Here is a 3,851-nt window from a genome sequence, read left to right as displayed (position 1 = left end):
ATAAGTCACCCCGGATTAACTTATCGCATTTTATCAACATACAGGGAAGGAAATGAGTTTTTCTACAGTCTCAACGCCGTTATAACCGGCCGGAACGGAGTTGTTTAAAGTGTGCTATTAAAGCACACTTTAAACGACGCAGTGGAGGTCGGGTTGATAACTTTGTTAGCTGACTACTTGACGTATTTGCCAGTGCCAAAAAAATAACCAACCACAAAAGTAGATAAGGCTTTAAAGTGTCCCCATACCTCTTGTGCTGCAATAGATTTGTCCAGGGCGAATGTGATGTAGACACCCGCAGCTGCGCCAAGTCCGGCCAATATAATAATGGCCAATGCAATGGTTATCTTTGAGGGGTATCGGGTTGCTTTTGGCATGCGTACCTCTCCTCCGTAAATTATACGAAGTAAGATACGATGCCTTCCAATTGGCGTGGAGAAGAAGGAGATCGTGGGTGAATATATCCGCCGGAAGCGAGGCTTCCCCGCCCACCCGTTGAGCGTAGTGGCGATTATATCATCATTGATGCGAAGGATGGTAGGCAGCTAACGCCGCAATTACCGGCAGGAACGGAGTTGGTTAAAGTGTGCTATTTAAGCACACTTTAAGCGACGCAGTGGATGTCCGGTAGATTGCTTTGTTAGGGCGCACTGGCTATACTTGTACGGAAACCCCGTACATTAGGTGTGAGATATGGATACGGTAAGCGTAAACCAGTTTAGAGATAAGCTAAAAACCTTTGTAGAACAAGTAGTTACGAACCATACCCCTATAAAAGTGACCCGTAGAGCGGGAGAAGCTTTTGTGGTTATGAGTGCCGACGACTGGGAAAGAGAGCAGGAAACGCTGTATGTGCTGCAAAATAGCAGTTTGCTTAAGCAAATCTCAGAGTCAGTAGAAACACATAACAAAGGAAGTGGCTATACCCCAACCAGTGAGGAGTTAAATGAGATCACTGGTATTTGAAGGTAGGACTTGGGAAGTATATGAAGCGCTGCGTGAAAAGGACAAAAAGCTGCACAAAGCGCTTTGTAAATTATTAAAAGAAATGTTGAGGGATGACCCTGGCAAGGGAATGGGCAAGCCCGAGCAGTTACGACATAACCTTGCAGGCTTTTGGTCAAAGCGCATATCCCAAAAAGATCGATTAATTTATAAATTTGATGATAAGTCGGTTTATATTTTTGCAATTGGTGGGCACTACGAAGATCACTGATTCGCGGGAGCCCTAACGCCGCTATCACTGGGCAGCGGGCTGTAGTTGCAATTTATGTTAACGAAGCGGCAGCGTAGTGCATAAATTGCAATGAAAGACTGCTGCTCCAGTGCATAGCTTTGTTAGGCTAAACCGATCAATTCAATCGAATCATCTTTGAATAACTGTCCAAACCACCATCAAAGATTATTTGATTATTATCAAACTCTATATAAGGGTTGCAATAGCTATCTAAAGGCCACTCATAGTTTTCTATCTTTTTTCCTGTATTCATAGAAAAGAAATTTCTACCTTGAGGAAATATACACATCTCACTATCTATAAACTTCCACTTACCATATGAATGGAAAGTGAGATTTTCTGGTGAGTATCGACCTTCGTACTTGAAAGTACCATCGGCCGAAAAATCCATAATGCCGCCGCAATCATCACACATCCCTTCAGGAACAATTTCTTTCCATTTTCCTACAGGATTGAAAGCCTGATTCTTTGAAATGTCACTACAACCTAATAGTGAAATAAGTATGAATAATATGGGGTATCTCATTTTATGCCTAACGCCCGGCTCAGCCGAGCCCAATGCGGAAGTTGCCTTGTGTTAAGTTGGGAGCGCAGCGAACCAACACAAGGCAACAGGAGTGTTGGGCTTCGCACTGAAGCCGATTGTTATATCTTATCTAGCCGCCAGTCTATTTGGCTTAACTTGACCACCACTTGCTTATACGAACTTCCGTACACGCCTCTTTCATCAAGTAGTACGCAATCATAGGGTGGTCTATTCTCAAACCACCCTTTATGCATAGTAACAAAACAGTTGAGTTCATACTTACTCAGATCTACCGCGTCACCATCAATGCAATCTATAACTATATCGTCAGAAAACGCAACAATCTCATGAGTTGGTTTAGCACTACGAAAGAAAACCCTTGAGTGCGCATCCATTTCATAGTCACTTCCAGAGCCATAAACCTGAAGACTTTGATTGACACCAGTAACACTTCGCTCAACTAATAACTCCCAACAAGATTGAGCCCAATCAAAATAGAATTCTTCAAAATTCACTTCATTGCCTGATAGATCATAAGCTTGTTGTAGTGTTTCAAAGCCTGATATGAGGTGTTGCCTAAAATTTTCTATGACAACTTGTAAATTCTGATCGTCCATGGATAAACCGGAAAGTAATTAGAGATATAACGCCCGCTTCAGCTGGGACAAATGCGGAGCGATTTTGGTGTTATTGTTTGAGCGCAGCGAGTAACACCAAAATTGCGTAGTGTTTGGCCTCGGCTGCAAGCGTTTGTTAGCTTAAAACAGCGGTGGAGGATTGCCTGTTGTTACATAACCCACGCGACATTTGCCGTTGGTAAGAACTGCATCATCCCACTGAAAACTGATTTCTCTGTCAGCCATCTGTGCAGCAAGTAATATCGACAACATTTCACTACTGTTCCCAACAAATATTGGCCTGCCTTGCCACAAACCGCAGTTACCTGCATTGGTTACTCCTTCAACCGAAAACCAAAATATAGGAGGGACCCAACTCGCGTTCTCAGCATCATGTATGCGGATATACTCGACTTTACCTTTTAATTTACCGGCATTTGCAAAACTAACTGAACTTGCCAAACAGCTCATCAGAACACCAAAAGTAAAAAAAATAATTTTCATTTACTACTCCATAATTTTATTTGCACTACGAGAAGCTAACAGTTGATTAATAGGAATGTTTCCTACTATTTTTTCGTGACTCTACCTTTAAACAATAAAAATATCTATAAATATCAATACCTTGCAGATAATTTACCTATTTAGGTCAACTGGTCCTGTTTACTTGGTCGGTATAGCTGTAATTTGCCTCCATAATATATATAAAAATCAAATAGTTATAGCTTTCTGTATAAGGAAATGAGAAAAATCGCCTGAAACTGGAAGCTTTAGGCTTGACGATCTATGCTGTGCTGTATGGATATACAGCTTGGTGGCAGAGTATGGAAGATGTTCGTCCGGTATTACCGAGTCAGCCTGAGCGCTTTATGCATCGCTTTCGATACTTTATTCGCGAGCAGGGCTTGTCCTATTCAACTGAAAAAACTTATGTGCACTGGGTTAAGCGTTATATTCACTTTCACAATCAGCGTCACCCTTTTAGTATGCAGGCGGCCGATATTGATCAGTTTTTGAGTTTTGTTGGTGTTCAGCGCAATTGTTCGGTAAATACTCAAAGAATTGCATTAAACGCTATGGTGTTTCTCTATGAGCGCTTCTTAGGAATAAAAGTAGGGAATTTGAACTATCGGGCAGCTAAGGGGCCTAAACGGCTGCCACTTGTTTATAGTCGAGAAGAAATTAGAGCTATCTTGAACCAGTTGCTGGGTCATAATCGATTAATGGTTGAGCTAATGTATGGCGGCGGTTTGCGCAGTGCCGAGCTTTTAGCGCTGCGTATAAAAGACATAGACCTTGATGCAAACAACATCATTGTTCGCTCTGGCAAGGGGGGGAAAGATCGATTAACCGTGTTGCCTAAGGGCTCTTTACCTGCGCTTAAAATACAAATTCCAAGTTACCCACGAAAAGTAGACACCCTGTATAGTTATATTTGACCTTATATGGAGGTGTCGTATGGCACGTAAAA

Annotated in this window: 7 protein-coding genes; 3 read left to right on the top strand and 4 right to left on the bottom strand. The window is 42.1% G+C overall.

The annotated features are described in order from the left end of the window. Window positions 1–173: 173 nt before the first annotated feature. Complete coding sequence (locus CFK45_RS18170; RefSeq protein WP_096087873.1) at window positions 174–377, bottom strand: hypothetical protein; 204 nt, start codon at window positions 375–377, stop codon at window positions 174–176. A gap of 316 nt (window positions 378–693) precedes the next feature. On the opposite strand from CFK45_RS18170, the gene CFK45_RS18165 reads away from it, so the two are divergent. Continuing rightward, entirely contained in the window at window positions 694–966 is a 273-nt protein-coding gene (locus CFK45_RS18165; protein WP_096087872.1) for a type II toxin-antitoxin system Phd/YefM family antitoxin, read from the top strand. Then, window positions 947–1,216, top strand: a complete 270-nt coding sequence (locus tag CFK45_RS18160; RefSeq protein WP_096087871.1) for a Txe/YoeB family addiction module toxin — start codon at window positions 947–949, stop codon at window positions 1,214–1,216. The genes CFK45_RS18165 and CFK45_RS18160 overlap by 20 nt, the downstream gene beginning before the upstream one ends. A gap of 136 nt (window positions 1,217–1,352) precedes the next feature. On the opposite strand, the gene CFK45_RS18155 is transcribed toward CFK45_RS18160, so the two are convergent. From CFK45_RS18155 to CFK45_RS18145, 3 genes are all read right to left on the bottom strand, one after another. Then, entirely contained in the window at window positions 1,353–1,763 is a 411-nt protein-coding gene (locus tag CFK45_RS18155; RefSeq protein ID WP_096087870.1) for a hypothetical protein, read from the bottom strand. A 119-nt stretch (window positions 1,764–1,882) separates the two neighbouring features. Then, window positions 1,883–2,380, bottom strand: a complete 498-nt coding sequence (locus CFK45_RS18150; RefSeq protein WP_096087869.1) for a hypothetical protein — start codon at window positions 2,378–2,380, stop codon at window positions 1,883–1,885. 141 nt (window positions 2,381–2,521) lie between these two features. Continuing rightward, window positions 2,522–2,884 carry a hypothetical protein gene (locus CFK45_RS18145; RefSeq protein WP_096087868.1) on the bottom strand — a complete coding sequence of 121 codons (363 nt, stop codon included), beginning with the start codon at window positions 2,882–2,884 and terminating at the stop codon, window positions 2,522–2,524. 320 nt (window positions 2,885–3,204) lie between these two features. Here CFK45_RS18145 and CFK45_RS18140 point away from each other — a divergent pair, with 320 nt between their 5' ends. Next, entirely contained in the window at window positions 3,205–3,819 is a 615-nt protein-coding gene (locus CFK45_RS18140) for a phage integrase N-terminal SAM-like domain-containing protein (RefSeq protein WP_096087867.1), read from the top strand. The last annotated feature ends 32 nt before the right edge of the window (window positions 3,820–3,851 follow it).

This window comes from Agaribacterium haliotis (assembly GCF_002312815.1).
GTDB lineage: Bacteria > Pseudomonadota > Gammaproteobacteria > Pseudomonadales > Cellvibrionaceae > Agaribacterium > Agaribacterium haliotis.
The sequence above is the reverse complement of the archived record's forward strand: the minus strand, read 5'-3'. Positions and strand labels throughout refer to the sequence as shown.